Genomic DNA, 17,501 nt, shown 5'->3' with positions numbered 1-17,501 from the left:
TTTTCATAAGAGCAGGGAAAACTTCAATGAAGTTCCCCCATGATATTAATGATAAAAATCTACATTTTCATAATGCAATAATAATTCAGTCATTCTATCCGGATCCTCCCCTTTAAAATTTACTGTACCAAAATGGTTTCCAAAGCCTTCTCTATCACTTACTTTTTGTGTAGTCATTGGTGGAATGAGGTTATGGTCTAAGAAGTAAGGTTCTTCTTTCAACTCTTCAGGGATTTCTAATTTAGAAATCGAATTTTTATGCGGATAGATCATCACATTTCCATAAAATTGTTTCGGACGTGCATCCAAAGGAGGTAGAATTTCTTTCAATTCTTCATCCGTCAGGCTAGGGTCATGGCATAGTACAAAAGCACCCAAGGCATCGAAATCATACGCCTTTCCTGCTAATTCCAATATATGGCCACCCGGTATTCTGCAGGCAACTTCACCAAAACTCAAAGTGTCGTCCTCAGTAAGAAACCATTCCGGATGAATCATACCATACTGTATACCAAACAGATCTACCAATTTTTGCATTTCCTTCATGATCCTGTCTCTCTTGCCATGCAACAGATTTCCCTCAGGGATGAAATTGGAATAACCTAATTTTACGTATTCTGTTATATTCAGGAATTTAATTTTCCCTCCATGTACGAAAGCCTCACAAGAAAACTCCTGCCCCGGTAAGTGGCTTTCTGCCAGGCAAGGAAAATCCTCATCCTGACACTTTTCATCAACATCACTCATGGAGCGTAATAATCTGTGGCCTACTGCCCCGGCCGAAGCAAAAGGTTTGATATGAACCCAGCTATCTTCTTCACCATCTATCTGCAAATTGGCCTGGTTCAAACGTTTCATAAAGGCCTTTACACCTTCTTTGTTGTGAACTTCTTCAAATAAGCCTACACGCAATCCTCCAATTAGTGCTTTTCTTTTCATCATGGCTTTATTTCTAAACAGAAATGCACGGTTTAACACACGAGGGTCATCTCTGTAAATGGAGTTGAGAGCCCCGGCCCATTCTACTGTTTCTTCAAATAAAGGCACTGCTACATCCGCATCAAAAGCTTTTAACTTTTCATGCAAATCAAGTGAGTTGGAAGTATCACTCCATTCATCAAATTGATAGGGAACGAAAGGGATATTATTCTCTTTTGCATAATTTTCAAAATCCGGAAAGGACACAACCACATAAGGTTTATTGAGTTTTTGCATACTTTCTATAACAGGTAAACTCCAACCCATTAGTGCAAAACATTTAGCCATAATTTTCTTTTTTAGTTCTCTTATATATAATTAAATAAAGCCATATAACCAATTTAAAAACATATTAAATGGGCTTTAAAGCTTATAACAACATCATTTCTTTATAAAAGACAAAATAATATTATGAATAACTGGATATTCAGCAAATTGCCATATAAAGAAAGGCTACACTTGGTTTACGTGGGCTGATACTATAAGTTATAAGCTATCTAATTGGGAAAATTAAAATTTCGTGGCTAATAATCCGGACTAATCTTTCTTGAAAATCCCTTTTAGTTTTTTAAAAAGCCCTTTATTCTGTTTGCCTTCCTCATCGAAATTCTTTGTCTTGGCTTTGTCTTTATTGGTAAAAAGCTTCTTAAAAAACCCATCCTCTTTAGTTGGTGGACAATCCATCATCCTTACAACTTTTGCAGAAGGAGCGGGAAAACTTTTATTGTATTTTTTGCTCAATTCCTTATCAGCCTTTACTTTCTGCATGAGCAGTCCAAAAATGGGCAGGGCTGAGTTAGCTCCCTGCCCTACAGAAGTGCTTCTAAAGCCAATGGCTCCATTATCAGCCCCAACCCATGAAACAGTAACCAAATTAGGCAGCAAACCCACAAACCATCCATCTTTATTGTTCTGGGTGGTCCCTGTTTTACCAGCAATATCTTGTGTAAGTTTATATTTCCATCCTAACCTGGAGGCTGTACCACTTTTAACCACCGACTGCATCATTTCCAAAACAACCTGACGTGTTTCTTCTGAATAAGCAGGTGCTGTATCTTTTGCAGGTTTAAATTCCGCCAATACCTCCCCTTTTGCATTGGTTATTTTTGTGATAAAATAGGGTTCTGAAGGTTTCCCATTATTTAAAAAGGTGGTATAGGCAGTTGCCAGTTCCAGCATACTCAATTCCGCAGTACCCAAAGCCAAAGATGGCACCTGCGGAAGTGAAGATTTGATACCTGCATTATGCGCTAATTTCAATACTTCGGCAATGCCGGATTCTTCCATCAGCCTCACGGAAACCGTATTCATGGATTTCCGCATAGCTTCTTGCATGTTTACATTAATATGAGTATAATCTTCTGTATCGCTATTGGTGGGAGTCCAGCCTTCCAGGTTAGCATAAGTTACACTACTGGCTGAAAAGTAATCACAAGGTTTTACACCACTTTCCAGGGCTGCCGTATACACCAGTGGCTTAAAAGTAGAGCCAACTTGTCTCTTGCTTTGGGCTACGTGATCATATTTAAAGTGCTCAAAATCAATGCCTCCAATCCAGGCCTTAATGGCGCCATCAGCAGGGTTCATTGCCAGAAATCCTGCCTGGAGCATTTTAAGGCTATTCTGAATACTGTCAATTAAACTTATTTTTTTTATTGAAGTTCCAGACCAATCAAAGGTTTCCCTATCATTCTTTTGGCGAAGAGCCTCCTGGATTTCAGCCTCAGATTTACCTTCTCTCACCAATTGTTTATAAAAGTCCGTCTTTTGAACTATAGCATTATATATAGCCTGCTTCTTCCAGGGAGGAGAATTGCCCCAATTGTTTTCGAAAGCTTTTTGTAATACGGCCATATGTTCTTTCATTGAAGCTTCAGCCATCATCTGAAGTTTCTTATTCAGCGTGGTATGGATAATCAAACCATCACTATAAATATCTATGGTTTCTCCTTTCTCTTTAGCATAATCCTCGGCCCATTTGGTGAGTTGCTTTCTTACTTGTTCCCTAAAATAAGGAGCTACCCCTTCGGAAGGTTTAACAGATCTATATTCCAGCTCAATATCTGTTAATATGGTTTCCTCAAAAAGCTCAGTATCGAGTTTACCATAATTTTTCATTTGGGAAAGCACCACATTTCTCCTCAACTTGCTAGCCTCCGGAAAAACACGTGGATTATAACTATATGTTGCTTTTAATGATCCCACCAATACTGCTGACTCTGTTAAGCTCAAATCTTTGACGGCTTTATTGAAAAATGTTTTTGAAGCGGCATGAATGCCAAAGGTATTGTCAGGAAAGCTAACCGTATTGAGGTAAAGCGTGAGGATATCATTTTTAGAATATATTTTCTCAAGCTTCTGCGCTATAAAGATTTCCTTGATTTTGATTACCAGGATTTCAAACTTATTATCATAATCTCTTGGATAAAGGTTTTTGACCAGTTGTTGCGTAATAGTGCTTCCTCCCCCTGCGGACCGATCCTGCAACAGGACAGTCTTAAACAAAACCCTTCCTAAACTACGGTAATCCACCCCGCTATGCTCATAAAAACGAGCATCCTCAGTAGTGATCAACGCATCTATCAAATGTTGTGGTAAATCATCATAAGTCACATTTGAACGATAGAAGCGGTATAAATAGCCAAGGTTTTCATTTGTTTCATCTACAATACGAGTGGCCTGCGGGTTGTGTACTTTGGCCAGGGATTCATGGTCAGGGAGCGGGCCGAACAAGCCTGCCTTTATGCTCCACAAAAAGCCTATTGTCAGTAAAAACAAGCATAAAGCCGTGAGTGCTAAATATTTGAAAATTGTATTCTTTAATCTTTGGTTCTTCTTTCGCTCCATATCAGGTTTAAGTATCCTGCGAAGAACGTAATTTCACTATGAAAAGTGCTGATTTAGCAGAAAAAAAGGAATGGATTCCTTGTTCGATGGATGTTTGGGGAATATTGAGCAGAAAGATGTAAAATAGAAGACAAATGTTATTAAAAGTAAAAGGATTTGAAGTGTTGGTTAAATTCCCTTAGTTGCTTTTGCCCATCATCCATCGAAAACCAGTATGTTTGTACAGTAAATCAAATAAATAATTGAGTGAAAGTAATAAGAATTGGCGGGGTACCTGAACATTTTAATTTACCCATACATTTGGCGCTGGAATCAGGCGCATTTGAAGAAGTAGGGATCAAAGTAATATGGAATAACTATGAAGGCGGCACAGGGGAAATGGCAGAAGCCCTTCAAAATGGCGACTGCGACATTTGTGCTTTGCTTACAGAGGGAATTGTTAGCAATATCCTGAAAGGCAACCCATCCAAAATAGTGAGTGGATATGTTAAAAGCCCATTGACCTGGGGGATCCATTCAGGAATTAATAACCCGTTGAATAACCATGCAGACATTTATGACAAGAGGATTGCCATCAGTCGATATGGATCGGGCTCTCACTTGATGCCAATAGTAGATGCGCTTTTAAAAGATAAAAAAATTGACAATGCGCAATTTAAAGTTATTAATAATCTTAAAGGGGCCATTCAATCTTTAAATGCAATGGAAACAGATGTGTTCTATTGGGAAAAATATACTACCAAGCCACTGGTTCAGCAAAACCTTTTGAAAAAAATTGGTGAATATGTAACGCCATGGCCATGCTTTGTGCTGGCCGCATCAGAAAAAATTATCAACTCTCAACCTAAACAGGTTTCAAAAGTATTGCGAGTCATTCATAAATCCTGTGCGCAATTTATGGAAAATGATGAGGCAGTTGAAATGGTAAGTAAACGCTACGGTATTATGAAAGAAGATGCCATAAAGTGGTACCATGGTACCGAATGGGCTACAGATGGATGGGTAAGCAATAAAATGCTAAAAAATGTCATTTATACATTAAGAGAGGCCAATATTATTAGCGAAAATGTAGATACCAATCAATTAATATGGCAAAGAAACAGTATATGAAATAAGACTATTAAACCTAGATTTTATCGCAAACATTTCTTTTACGATTATGTTAATTGCTGAATTGTTATCCACATTTCGGTAAGGAGAATGGTGCTGATTAATTAATTGAGCATTAGTAAAATAGCTTATAACAATTTTGTATAAAATGAGTATGATACAATTGGAAGTGTACTCACACATCTAACCCATGGAATTATGAAATTAGATAAACATTTATTTTTAGGCATACTGTTGATTGGATTAGGATTTCAATCATGCGCTCAAAAAAGTAGCGGAACAGAAAATCAAAGCACTACGAAGAAGCATGAGTTTAAAGTTCAGAAGACTGAAGCCGAATGGAAAGCCAGTCTTTCGAATGAAGCATACACTGTATTAAGAGAAAGTGGTACAGAAAAGGCATTTAGCGGGAAGTACAATAACTTCAAGAAAGAGGGCGTATTTACATGTGCAGGATGTAATACTCCACTATTTAGTTCGGAAACGAAGTTTGATAGCGGCACAGGATGGCCAAGTTTTTATAAACCCATTAATGAGAAGAACGTTTTGGAAGCAGAAGATAATGCTTACGGAATGAAGAGAACAGAAGTAGTATGCGCAACTTGCGGAGGGCACTTAGGCCATGTTTTTCCTGATGGCCCCAAGCCTACAGGTTTAAGATATTGCCTTAATTCAGTGGCTTTGGATTTTGAGGAAAAGAAGTGAATCATCTCACTCCTTTTTCAGGATATTTCCCTTTAATAGGACGATAGAAATCCTTTATATCTTCAATTTGCTGTTCCATTTGCCCATTTACAGTAAACATTGGTCCAATTCCTGCAATTTTATGTTCGTAGTTCAAAAAACCACAAAGGATGGGTACGTTTGCCCCTTCAGCTACGCGATAGAAACCTGTTTTCCATTCAGTAACATAACTCCTTGTGCCCTCTGGCGTCACCAAAATGATGAGTCTATCCCTTTTATCAAAAAGGTTGATCATAGCTTCGGTCATTGATTGTTTTTTATTGGAAATCTGATTTTTAGTACGGTCAATCCCAATAGCACCGAGAGGATTCAAAATTAAGTTGAGAGGAAACTTAAGTAATTCTTTTTTCACAGTAAACCTCACTGGGACTCTTAAAATAAAAAAGGCCAGTCGAGCCCATAGGAAGTCCCAATTTGAAGTATGCGGAGCGGCAATCATTACCGCTTTCTTCACACCTTGCGGAATTTCACCGGCCACTTTCCAACCTGTAATCCAAAAAACAAATTTCGAGAAATAATAACCCATTTTGGTATTTTATAAAGCGTATTCAATTGTTTAGATACTAAACTCAAATATGCTATTTTTCATTTAAAATATTCATAAAATGAAGAAATATTAGCGAGCTAATTATCAGATGAATCACCATGAATGGAGTGAATAGGTATAGTATAACATATAAAAGATACTACCTTTTCATACTTCTGATTGATAAAGAACCTGAACTTGATTTTTCAGAATAGTTAACTACCTGGAAACTAGATTTGCACATAATTAAATTCGAAAATATTCAGTCATTAATTTTTGAAATGACAGAAAACTGATTAATCATTCCAGATATGAATAAAGCAAGATCGAATGCAAACGATTGCGGTTCCGTTTGCGGAATTATATTGTGTTATTAATTATTATTTCCAATTATTATTTTGTTTGTTTGAATTAAAACCAAATACTACAATCATGAAAAAATTAATAATGCAAGGAAGTAAAATACTGATTTTACTATTCCTTTTAGGATGTACAGATAATGAAAATCTGGAAGTACCAGTATCGGACAAAACAGCTACTGATCCTTTTGAAGCCAACAGTAACTCTGACAACAGTTCCCAAAGAGCTGCCGGCCCCGGAGGCGGTGTAATGATGCAAGCCTTTTATTGGGATGTGCCTGCGGGAGGAACATGGTATGATGTTCTTGAAAGTAAAATAGCCGATTGGGATGCTGCAGGTATTTCGGCCATTTGGCTGCCACCGGTTTCAAAAGCAATGAATGGTCCTTATTCGATGGGCTACGATCCGACAGATTATTTCGATTTTGGAGATTTTAACCAAAATGGCTCCATAGAAACCAGGTTCGGTTCCAAAACAGAATTATTAAGCCTCATCAATACAGCTCATAATTATGATATTGAAGTGTATGCAGACATCGTATTGAACCATAACAGTGGTGGGGACCTGGAGAGTAATCCTTTTACCGGTACGCAGACTTATACAGATTTCAATCCGGCATCAGGGAAATTCTATCGTTCCGCATCAGATTTTCATCCGAATAACTATGTATACAATGATGAAGGGATTTTCGGTGGATTTCCTGATCTAAGCCACTCGGTACCTTATGTGCAGGATTGGTTATGGAACAGAAGTGATGGAGTAGGTAAGTACTATAAAAATGTGATGGGGTTTGACGGCTGGCGTTTCGATTATGTAAAAGGTTTTGGCGGCTGGGTAGTCAGGGAATGGGTCAATAACGTAGGTGGTTTTTCAGTAGGCGAATATTGGGACGGAAATGCCCAAAAACTGCAAGACTGGGTAAATAGTACCAATAGAACTTCTTCAGCCTTTGACTTTGCCTGCTATTATAAAATGGAAGAAGCATTTGACGGTAATGATCTCACTAAATTAAATGGGGATATGCTATGGAAAAGAGATCCTGAAAAAGCAGTGACTTTTGTGGCCAATCATGACACCGATGAGATTTACAATAAACTACATGCCTATGCCTATATTCTTACACATGAAGGTTATCCTACCATTTTCTATAGTGACTATGAAGAATGGCTGGACAAGAACAAGCTAAACAATTTAATTTGGATTCACAGAAATCTTTCAGCAGGAAGCACCAATATATTATATGCTGACAATGATGAATATGTTGCCCGTAGAAATGGAGGACCAGGTATAGTAGTATACCTCAACACTTCCAATCAATGGCAAGAAAGATGGGTGGAAACCAATTGGAGCAGCCAGGTAATCAAAGATTATACAGGTAATTCGAATTGGGAACCCACTACACAAAGTGGCAAATGGGTGAAAATCCAAAGTCCTCCCAATAGTTATACCATTTGGTCAACCAAGTAACAGACTATGAAAAACCTAATGATGCTACCCTAAATTATTTTTTGAAATGCTTTAGGGTAGCATTTTTAGTGTTAAATGAATTGTGTTGGGGAGACACATTCATTACCAATTCTTTAGACCTACTACAACTGATGTAGTTTACGGCTGTTTCATTTTAGGAAACAAGTGCTGTTCCGCTATAAACCAAAGTTGATGCAATCAAAAGCAACAAGAATAGTAAAGTAAAAAACTTCTTCATGACAGATTAGATTTATTTTTCTTCTAACCTAATGACTCAGTATACTCTACTATGGTTGGAATGGGATAAAAATTAAATAAAAAAAGCCCTGTAAAATTAAATACAGGGCCTTTTTATGGGATATTTTATTTATTTACTCAATTTTACCATATCGTTCTTCCCACATATCTTCCAGTTGTTCCAAAGATCTTCCTTTGGTTTCAATGATATATTTTTTAGTAAAGAAGATTAAGAAAACAATGAATACAATAAATATTACATAAGGTAATGCACCATTCCAAAAACCAGTCTCGATTTTGTTGGCATCACTTTCCACAATCATAGGGAATGTTTGAGATACCAGATAGTTTCCACCCCATTGCACTGCTACAGCAATTGACATGGCCATACTTCTGATTTTATTGGGAAACATTTCCGAAAGCAACACCCATGTTACAGGACCCATACTCATTGCAAAGGCCGCAATAAATATTAGCACACCAAATAATGACACTAGGCCTACTGCATCTAAATACAATGAGCCTCCCAACAGAACAAAGCCAGTAATCATACCAATGGATCCTATGTAGATAAGTGGCTTACGGCCAAATTTATCCACTGTGAACATGGCTATAAATGTAAAGAGGAAATTAACAGCTCCCAATAATATTTGTTGTTGCAGCACATCTTCCTGTCCATAACCCAGTGCTTTCTCGAAGATATCTCCTCCATAATAAAGCACAGCATTAATACCGGTAAACTGTTGGAATAAAGATAAAACTGAACCTATAATGATAATAGGTATAACTGATTTCTGAAGAATTGAACTTCCCTTTAATTGGGTTTTTCTTTCTTTGTCCAATGAGAACTTAATTTCATCAATTTCCTTTTGTGCTGCATCTTTTTCATGCAATCTGTTAAGCACTTTTAAGGCTTCTTCTTCTTTTCCTACCAAAACAAGCCACCTGGGACTGCGCGGAATAAAAAAGGTTAGCCCCAGAAATAAAATACATGGGATTAATTCGGACCAGAACATCCATCTCCAACCAGTAGTCACATTTTCCTCAGCTGTAAAATTATTCCCAATGAAATAAGTACATAGAAAAACTACGAAAAAACCAGTTACTACAGCAAGCTGATAAAAAGTAACCAATTTACCTCGTTTATCTGCCGGGGCAATTTCTGCTATATAGGTAGGAGCTGCCATTGAAGCCAGACCAATTCCTAAACCTCCAATAATTCTAAAAATCACTAAAAGAGAAACTGATTGAGGTAAAAATTCAGGTAAACCTGAACCTGCAGCCGAAATGGTAAATAAAGTGGCAGCAATAATTAAGCTGGCTTTTCTGCCCAGATTTTTGGTTAAAGGACCGGCAGCTAAGGCACCTACGAGGCAACCTATTAAGGCAGAACTCACTACCCAACCTTTCATAGCCGCATCCAGTTCGAAATATTTACTGAAATAAAACTGGGTACCATTTATTACACCAGTATCATAGCCAAATAACAGCCCTCCCAATGCAGCAACACAAGTTATCAATATTAATAATCCGTTCTTAGACATAAGTCGAAATTTTATGATGGTTAAAGTTTAATATTACCAAAATTATTAAAGCTAAAGTATAATTCAACAGTAATTTTTATTAGGAAAGTGAACTATTTTATATTAATGGCGAATTATTACCATAACAGAGCAAATATTTAGTCAGTTGTTGACAAAATCTGTGGCTTGCTTCTATACACCCTAACAAAATCTATTTCCATCCTCTGTGGCCAAATGTGCTCATCTACCCCATACTTACCACCCCAATTACCTCCAACAGCCAGGTTTATAATTAAATGAAAAGGTTTAGTAAATGGCCAACCAGAATTATCCTCAGTTCCTTTCGAAATTGTTTGAAACATTCTGTCATCAACATACCATTCAATTTTTTCTTCTGTCCAATTAATGGCATAGGTGTGAAACTCTTCACTGGCATCACTAATGAATATGCTATCTGATTTGTGGGTGCCCTTCATATGATTAAAAGCTTGTGTATGAATAGTGCCATAGATTTGCCCTTGATTATAGCCTACATGTTCCATGATATCAATTTCGCCATCCTCCGGCCAATTGAGTGCTCTTTCCAGGCTGGGCAACATCCAAATAGCAGGCCAGGTGCCCCTTCCATAAGGTAGTTTCGCATTCACCTCAATATAGCCAGACTTCCAATCACCTTTATTTTCCGAAGTCAATTTAGCAGAAGTGAAATTCTTCTCATCATCTGTCTGATGGGCTTCTATTATTAATTTACCATCTTCTACCCGGACATTCGTAGGCTTATCAGTGTAATATTGTTGCTCATTATTGCCCCACCCACAGATTTCCGGGCAGCCATTTCCTAATTGGTAGTTCCATTTTTCCACATCCGGTGGGCCTGAATATTCAAACTCATCACTCCACAGTAAATCATCTTTATGATCAGTAGGTTGGCAAGAGATTAATATTAATAAAAGTAGCAGGAATTCTAAGTTAGTTCTTCTCATTTGAGTGTAAATTCTTTAAATGAAGCTGTAGCAGAGTCGTTTCCTATAAATATCCTGAAAGTGCCTGTTTCAGGACCGAAACTTCCATCTTCTCTATAAAAAGACAGTTCCTTTGCTGTTATTTTGAAAGTAAATGTTTTTGTTTGCCCAGCCTCTATTAGTTCTTTCTGAAAAGCCTTCAGTTCCTTAATAGGACGTGTAGTACTTCCTATTACATCCTGAATATAGAGCTGAACAATTTCTTTCCCCGCCAAACGACCAACATTTTTAACTTCTATCGAAGCAGTGATACTTCCATCTATCGCCATGGAAGTATTATTTAATTGAATTTCACCATATTCAAAATCCGTATAACTTAGGCCATAACCAAATGGAAAAAGCGGACTGTTTTCCACGTCATTATGATGTGTGTAAAAGACCATACCCGGGCCTGAAGTAGGTCGTCCTGTATTTTTATGATTATATGACATAGGTAATTGTCCCACTGTTCGTGGAAATGACATACTTAATTTTCCTGATGGATTGTAATTCCCTACAAGCACATCGGCAATGGCATTTCCTGCCTGGCTTCCCAAATGCCAGGTTTCCAGGATAGCAGGAATATTCTCTGCTTCCCAGGACAATGTAAGTGGCCGACCATTCATTAATACCAATATTATATTGGTATTCACTTTATAAATTTCTTTTAACAGCTCTAACTGTAAGCCTGGCAAACCAATATCAGCTCTGCTTCTACCCTCTCCTGACATATATGCTGTTTCTCCTAATGCCATAATAACAACATCAGCATTTTTGGCAACAGATTTGGCCTGCTCAAAACCCGAACGATCTGCTTGTTCTATTTGCTGTTTCTCATGAAAACTATTAGGCCCGATTGATAACTTTACCCCTTCAGCATAATCCAGAGTTGTGTTTTCATCTATCGTGTTGTTTAAGCCTTCATATAATGAAACTGCCGAATGGGCAGTAGCCTGCGCTCTCCAATTACCTAAAGGGCTATCCTTATCTTTGGCAAGGGGGCCAATAACTGCTATTTTTTGAGCTGATTGGATGGGCAATAGTTGCTGATCATTTTTGAGTAAAACAATGGACTCAAGGGCTATTTCTTTTGCAGTTTCCTCAAATTCGGGAGTCATCAATGTTTTCTTTTCCCGTTGAGTGTCACTGTAACGATAAGGATCATCAAAAAGCCCTAAATCATATTTCAATTTTAAGACCCTTCGTACAGCATCATTTAATACCTCTTCAGATACACTCCCATTTTCAATTAAGCTTTTTAAGTGTTTTATGTAAGCTCCTGCTTCCATATCAATATCTGTTCCGGCATTTATAGCTTGTTGACTAGCTTCCTTTAAATCAATTGCGGTACCGTGATTGACTATTTCCCCAATGGAATTCCAATCTGAGACCACCACTCCGCTAAATTTCCATTCCCCTTTAAGCAAATCACGGAGCAAATAATTGTTTGAAGTAGCAGGAGTACCATCAATATCATTAAAAGCATTCATGAATGTGGCCACACCAACTTCATTGGCGGCTTTAAAAGGTGGTATGATTTGATTCATTAGTATTTGTCTGTTTACATTGACACTATTGTAATCTTTACCGCTTTCCACAAAGCCATAGCCAGCAAAATGCTTGGCCGTAGCAGCAATTGTTAGTGGATCAGATAGTTCATCACCTTGAAAACCTAATATTCTTGCTTTTGCTATTTCAGCACCTAAATAAGGATCTTCACCGGCTCCTTCCATCACTCTCCCCCAGCGTGCATCTCTTGACACATCTACCATAGGAGCAAAAGTCCAGTGCAATCCTGATGCAGCGGCCTCCTTAGCCGAAATGGAAGCTGTTTTCTGCATTAATTCTAAATTCCATGAGGCACTTTCAGCTAATGGGATAGGAAAAATAGTTTTATAGCCATGCACTACATCATAAGAGAACAATAAAGGAATTCCTAACCTGGAATTTTCTACCACTAGTTTCTGCATTTTACGAGTGTTTTCTGCCCCCAATAAATTAAGCACTGAACCAACTCTTCCACTAAGTAATTGATGATATTTGATACTATCCTCTTTATCTTTATTGCCCGGACCAGTCATTTCCTCACCCACAGAATATTGGTTTAGCTGCCCTATTTTTTCCTCTAAAGTCATTAAAGAAAGAACCGAATCAACTTTAAAATCAATTTCACTCTGCGAGCTTACTTTTTCATTAGGGTTGGAACAGGATAAAAGAAAAGCAAAGGCAAAAGAAATCCCTATTAATCTCCAAAGAAATCTTGTCATGGTTAATTAAAATTTATGGTTGTAGACGAATTTATAAATTATGGTTGCTGAAAAACTCGTACATAGTCAATCCACATTTCTTGCGGGAATTCTGTGAATTCATCAGGATAGCCTGGCCAGTTACCTCCAACAGCTACATTAAATATAAAGAAAAACTCTTCTCTAAATTCATCTAAATGAGATGGTGTAGTATCAATAGAACCATACGATTGGTTATCAATTAGCCATTCGATGGAGTTTTCGTCCCAAATGATAGAAAAAACATGAAATTGATCTGACAAAGTTTTGTCCGAGAGTGTTCTGCTATGACCGTAATTAGCATAACCATTATCACTATCCCAATGCACTGTTCCGTGAACTATCCTTTCCCTGCCTTGTCCACCAATCATTTCCATAATATCAATCTCACCGCAATATGGCCAACTAACCTCTCTAAAATTTGCTCCTAACATCCAAATAGCCGGCCATATACCTTGTCCGTATGGCATTCTGGCTCTAATATCAAACCGTCCATACTTAAATTCCTTTTTATTTTCTGTAATAATTCTTGAGGAGGTATATTCTCTGCCTCCAAAATTTTCCTTTTTTGCCCGAATAACAAGGTATCCATCTTCCAGCCTGGTATTTTCTTCTCTATAATATTGAGATTCATTATTTCCCCAACCATTACCCCCAGTGCCAATTTCAAATGTGTAATCATCAGATAATTGATCTGCTTCAAATTCATCTTGCCAAACGAGTTCGTAGCCTTCGTATTCTAGCGGGCTTTCGTAGCCTTCAAAAGAAGTAGAACCCCCAGGCTCTTCTAAGGTATCCGTATCTGTTATTTTTATTTCAATTTCTTCGGTTGAAATTGAAGCATTAATTGCAGAAGTTAAATTAATGTAAAAGATTTCTTCATCCTCTTTAAATTCATCTCCTAAAATTGTTAAGTTAATAGAAGCGGATAAGTCTCCGGGTGGGATAGTTAAATTTTCATTTTGAATGCTTCTATAATCTGAACCAGCAAGTGCGGTTCCATTTTTTGTGCTATAATTAACAATAATTTCTTGTGTAGAAGGCTTATCAAGCATTAAATCAATTGTAATTTCCTGATTTTGATCAGTTTCAGCAATAGTTAAAGGTTCAGCTGTTACCTCAGGTAATCTATCATCTGGTAAGTTTGCATCATCACAAGCAACAATAACTAAAAAGAGGAATGAAAATACGGTGAGCTTTAACATAATATAGAATTTGCTTAATTATAATTTTAATTAAAAAAAGCTGCCTAAAAACACTTAAAACGTGAAATTAGGCAGCTAAAAACGGCTAATTATTCAATACTAAAGTTTCTAACAAAAAATTCAGCTTCTACTGTATGATCTCCACCTCCGATTTGAATATAAATCATATCCAAATCATTTCTATCATAAACAGTAGCGCCATTATCTGGAGCCAAAACAGTAGATGGATTATCTAATTGGAAAGTAACAGTAACCCATGTATCCTTTTCGATTGCCATTTCCTCATACTGATGTAAATCTTCCCACCAATTTGGAGGACACTCAGTAGCTCCAAAACCAATGAAAACATTATCAGTTAAATCACCTGAATAATCATTAGTAGATGGAAGATATACGTCCATAGTAATTGTGGTTAAGCTTTCGAAGTTAATCGCATTTGCAGGATCTAACTTAAACTGTAACTCTTGGAACTGCTGAGCTGTTCGGATGAACTTACCAACTTTAGGTGCTGAGGCATCAGTTGGGTCGTCTACCCCTAATTCAATTCCTGAGTTTGAAGTAATTGGTTGCATCAAATTCCATTCGGAAGCATCATTTGAAGCAAAAGAGTGAGAAATCAAATCCGGAGAAATTGCTTCTAATGGAGTACATTCCGTTGGCTCACAAGCTTCAACAACAACCTCATCAGCAGGATTATCATAACTAACTAAAGTAAATTGCCAATAGCCACCAACTTCTTCTAATTTGGTTTCAAGTACTAAAGTATCTACATTTGAATCTATTAGTTTTATAACATCATATATAACGGTTTCTTGTGGTTCTAAAACCTCTTGGTTAGTAGCAACTTTAGACAGTCCAATGAACCCACCATTAATTGTTATTGTTTGATTAGCCGCATCATATGTAAATTCATGAGTTCCTGAATCCCAACCTGATAAGTCAGCTCCGTCAATACCAGTGAAACTCCCCTCTACAGTAGCATCAAAACATCCTACTTGTTCCTCAGGCCAAACGCCTCCTTCAGCCCAAAAATCACCGTTATTCTCAAATGTGTATGTACCGTCAGTTTTGAAAGTCCAGGTATCATCAAATATACATGAACGTACACATGGATCCACAACCTGATTACCAGTTCCTCCAACAGCAAACCAAATTTCGCTTCTGCTTTCGGGACCAACCTGAATTGCATTAAGACCAGTAGAAGGGTCAGCTAATAATTGCCAAGTTTTACCATCCTCACCAATTAAAGCTCTTTCAGCTGCTAAAGGATCTGTCACTTCAACAGATTCAGTTCTTTCAGCTGTTTCACCAGATGAAGCAGTAACAGTTAGTTTTACATCATAAGTACCTGCAGCTTCATATGTATGTACAGGATTCTCTTCAGTAGAACCCTCGCTTCCGTCACCAAAATCCCAGGAAGATGATTCGTAATTTTTGGAAAAATTCTCAAAAGTAACAGTTAAAAAATCTGTTTCCCCTATTTCATACTGAAAACTGGCAGTAGGTTCTTCTGCTTCTACCGGGTCTTCTTCACATGCAAAAACTAAGGCCAAAATTAATGACCATAACCCTAATTGATAAATTGTTTTTTTCATAATCATTGGATTTATATTTGTTATACTCTTTAATTAAATAATTCAGCAGATGGATATTCAGTAAGCGACCCTCCTGTATTGTCTATATCTCTTTGAGGAATAGGAAGGTATATTCTTGATTGATCCAGGTTTGAAGCTTTTTGAGCACTGAACAAATTATTATCAACTCTGCCAGATCTTACTAAATCAAACCATCTATCCCCTTCAATAGCAAACTCAGCTCTTCTTTCATACCAAATAGCTTCCAATAAAGTCAGGCCTTCTTCGGCCATCAATTGTTGGGTATCTCTAAAGTTTCCGGAATTGTCACCGGGACCAGCAGCCCTCTCTCTAACCATATCAATATGTTCCATAGCTTCTCCGGAGGAACCACTTCCTCTTTCTAAAGCTTCTGCATACATTAATAAAACATCAGCATATCTGATAACTGGTTGATTTGGATCTTTTTGTAAGACCGGATCTCCCCCATTCGGAGCAGTATAATCCTTATAATTGGCGTATTTTATTTGAAAATAGCCATCAAAATCAGCACTATTTTGCTCGGCTAAATCTACATTACAACCATCGGTAGATAATTCAGTCGCAGAAATAATGCTGGCAGTTCTTCTATAGGCATCATCGTCCAAAAAGTGACTATTCAAGCTCTCTGTTGGTAAAAGAAATCCCCAACCTGCTTCATATTCAGGGTGGTCGCTACATAAGCCCCTAATTCCACACAATTGGGTCATCATGTTGCCATCAATAAATTCAGCCCCTCCCCAATCACTAGGAACTGCATTTGTATGTTGTATTTCAAAAACCGATTCTTCGGAATTCTTTACACCAAAAGCAAATAGTTGATGATAATCATCTACTAATTGATATTGCCCGGAAGTAATCACATTATTTAAATGAGTTGCTGCCTGATCAAATAAATTGGGGTCATCATTGGCTAAATCTGCCCAGTATAAATATACTTTACCTAATAAAGCTTGAGCTGTAGTTCTACTCACTCTACCAGCTAAAGATCCTGTATATTTGGCTTCCTGTAATAAAGGAATTGCTTCCTCTAAATCGTTTGAAATAAATTCAAACAACTCTGTTAAGTTAGCTCTTTCGATTTCCGAATACTCATTCTCCAAAATAACATGGTCTATAATTGGCACAGGACCAAAAGTTCTAAACATGTCAAAATGGTAAAAAGCCCTTAAGAATTTAGCTTCAGCTTTATACTCATCTATAACTTCTGAAGAAAGTTTATCATTATTGATAATAAGATTTGCCCTATACACTCCCCACCAACCTTTTTTCCAGAAAGCCTGACTTTCCAAAGTTAAACTCGTGTTAAGGAAGTCATCAATAGCCTGCCAACCGGGCTGATCCCCATCCGATGGATCCCCACCAGCATTGGCATTATCAGATCTTATCTCACCCAACATCACACTACTTGACCATGCTCCATCTGCAAAAGTCCATTGCAAAGGATCATAGGCTGCTATCAAACCTCTAAACATCTGTTCTTCTGATTGATAGTAATTGTCTTCTAAAATAGTAGCTTGAGGTTCTGTCTCAATAAATTCGTCTTGACAAGATGAAATAAACACTACTAAAATTGCGATATAAATAAATTTCATTGATTTCATA

12 protein-coding genes are annotated in these 17,501 nt (G+C 37.4%); 3 read left to right on the top strand and 9 right to left on the bottom strand.

The window, feature by feature from the left end:
* Nucleotides 1-45 precede the first annotated feature (45 nt).
* Together JKA74_RS04620 and JKA74_RS04615 are read right to left on the bottom strand one after the other, a co-directional pair.
* The gene (locus JKA74_RS04620) at nt 46-1,266 is read right to left on the bottom strand and encodes an ATP-grasp domain-containing protein (protein ID WP_201429975.1); all 1,221 of its coding nucleotides are present in this window, start codon (nt 1,264-1,266) and stop codon (nt 46-48) included.
* 249 nt (nt 1,267-1,515) lie between these two features.
* On the bottom strand, nt 1,516-3,825 hold the full coding sequence (locus JKA74_RS04615; protein WP_201429974.1) for a penicillin-binding protein 1A: 2,310 nt from the start codon (nt 3,823-3,825) through the stop codon (nt 1,516-1,518).
* Nucleotides 3,826-4,071: 246 nt separating this feature from the next.
* On the opposite strand from JKA74_RS04615, the gene JKA74_RS04610 reads away from it, so the two are divergent.
* Both JKA74_RS04610 and msrB read left to right on the top strand, forming a co-directional pair.
* A complete protein-coding gene (locus JKA74_RS04610) occupies nt 4,072-4,935 on the top strand; it encodes a substrate-binding domain-containing protein (protein ID WP_201429973.1) in 864 nt (287 codons plus the stop codon).
* A gap of 198 nt (nt 4,936-5,133) precedes the next feature.
* Nucleotides 5,134-5,640, top strand: a complete 507-nt coding sequence (gene msrB / locus JKA74_RS04605; RefSeq protein ID WP_201429972.1) for a peptide-methionine (R)-S-oxide reductase MsrB — start codon at nt 5,134-5,136, stop codon at nt 5,638-5,640.
* Nucleotide 5,641: 1 nt separating this feature from the next.
* Here the strand turns inward: msrB and JKA74_RS04600 are convergent, their stop codons facing one another.
* Nucleotides 5,642-6,205: a 1-acyl-sn-glycerol-3-phosphate acyltransferase gene (locus JKA74_RS04600; RefSeq protein ID WP_201429971.1), complete on the bottom strand. Its 564-nt coding sequence runs from the start codon at nt 6,203-6,205 to the stop codon at nt 5,642-5,644.
* A 432-nt stretch (nt 6,206-6,637) separates the two neighbouring features.
* On the opposite strand from JKA74_RS04600, the gene JKA74_RS04595 reads away from it, so the two are divergent.
* The gene (locus JKA74_RS04595; protein ID WP_201429970.1) at nt 6,638-8,032 is read left to right on the top strand and encodes an alpha-amylase; all 1,395 of its coding nucleotides are present in this window, start codon (nt 6,638-6,640) and stop codon (nt 8,030-8,032) included.
* Between the two features lie 371 nt (nt 8,033-8,403).
* Here JKA74_RS04595 and JKA74_RS04590 read toward each other — a convergent pair whose 3' ends face one another.
* The 6 genes from JKA74_RS04590 to JKA74_RS04565 all read right to left on the bottom strand — a co-directional run bounded on the left by JKA74_RS04590 (nt 8,404) and on the right by JKA74_RS04565 (nt 17,500).
* Nucleotides 8,404-9,813: a sugar porter family MFS transporter gene (locus JKA74_RS04590; protein ID WP_201429969.1), complete on the bottom strand. Its 1,410-nt coding sequence runs from the start codon at nt 9,811-9,813 to the stop codon at nt 8,404-8,406.
* Between the two features lie 137 nt (nt 9,814-9,950).
* Nucleotides 9,951-10,775 (bottom strand): glycoside hydrolase family 16 protein, encoded by an 825-nt coding sequence (locus tag JKA74_RS04585; RefSeq protein WP_201429968.1) that lies wholly within the window; start codon nt 10,773-10,775, stop codon nt 9,951-9,953.
* A complete protein-coding gene (gene bglX, locus JKA74_RS04580; protein WP_201429967.1) occupies nt 10,772-13,060 on the bottom strand; it encodes a beta-glucosidase BglX in 2,289 nt (762 codons plus the stop codon). The genes JKA74_RS04585 and bglX overlap by 4 nt, the downstream gene beginning before the upstream one ends.
* Nucleotides 13,061-13,098: 38 nt before the next feature.
* Nucleotides 13,099-14,283 carry a family 16 glycosylhydrolase gene (locus JKA74_RS04575; RefSeq protein WP_201429966.1) on the bottom strand — a complete coding sequence of 395 codons (1,185 nt, stop codon included), beginning with the start codon at nt 14,281-14,283 and terminating at the stop codon, nt 13,099-13,101.
* An 89-nt stretch (nt 14,284-14,372) separates the two neighbouring features.
* Nucleotides 14,373-15,878, bottom strand: a complete 1,506-nt coding sequence (locus tag JKA74_RS04570; protein ID WP_236587499.1) for a PKD domain-containing protein — start codon at nt 15,876-15,878, stop codon at nt 14,373-14,375.
* Between the two features lie 29 nt (nt 15,879-15,907).
* Entirely contained in the window at nt 15,908-17,500 is a 1,593-nt protein-coding gene (locus JKA74_RS04565; protein ID WP_201429964.1) for a RagB/SusD family nutrient uptake outer membrane protein, read from the bottom strand.
* Nucleotide 17,501 lies beyond the last annotated feature (1 nt).

It is taken from the genome of Marivirga aurantiaca, from assembly GCF_016679925.1.
GTDB classification, from domain to species: Bacteria; Bacteroidota; Bacteroidia; order Cytophagales; family Cyclobacteriaceae; genus Marivirga; species Marivirga aurantiaca.
This window is presented reverse-complemented; position numbering and strand designations above follow the sequence as displayed.